Genomic DNA, 502 nt, shown 5'->3' with positions numbered 1-502 from the left:
AGTCGTAACAAGGTAGCCGTATCGGAAGGTGCGGCTGGATCACCTCCTTTCTAAGGATATTACGGAATGACCATTAGGTCATGGAATAACGGAGACATATTGTATTCAGTTTTGAATGTTCATTACATTCAATTTAAGAATGGGCCTATAGCTCAGCTGGTTAGAGCGCACGCCTGATAAGCGTGAGGTCGATGGTTCGAGTCCATTTAGGCCCACCATTAAAATTTAATTCCCAATTAGGGGGCTTAGCTCAGATGGGAGAGCGCCTGCTTTGCACGCAGGAGGTCAGCGGTTCGATCCCGCTAGTCTCCACCATATTATATTGTACATTGAAAACTAGATAAGTAAGTAAAATAGATTTTACCAAGCAAAAAACCGAGTGAATTTTTAACGAAATTCAACAAGCTTAACAATCGCGCGTCGTCTTTATAGACGACATCACAGATTAATAACAGTTATTTTCTTAAACATTATGTATAAGGAAATATAGATTAAGTTATTA

At 39.6% G+C, this 502-nt stretch carries 2 tRNA genes and 1 rRNA gene; all 3 read left to right on the top strand.

Features of this window, described 5'->3' with window-relative positions:
* A 16S ribosomal RNA gene (locus LQ679_RS14665) occupies window positions 1–50 on the top strand; the annotation flags it as partial.
* Window positions 51–141: 91 nt separating this feature from the next.
* Window positions 142–218: transfer RNA gene (locus LQ679_RS14660), tRNA-Ile, on the top strand.
* Between the two features lie 21 nt (window positions 219–239).
* A tRNA-Ala gene (locus LQ679_RS14655) sits at window positions 240–315 on the top strand.
* Window positions 316–502: the final 187 nt, after the last annotated feature.

Source organism: Mammaliicoccus sp. I-M35, assembly GCF_022386455.1.
Taxonomy (GTDB): domain Bacteria; phylum Bacillota; class Bacilli; order Staphylococcales; family Staphylococcaceae; genus Mammaliicoccus; species Mammaliicoccus sciuri_A.
The sequence above is the reverse complement of the archived record's forward strand: the minus strand, read 5'-3'. Positions and strand labels throughout refer to the sequence as shown.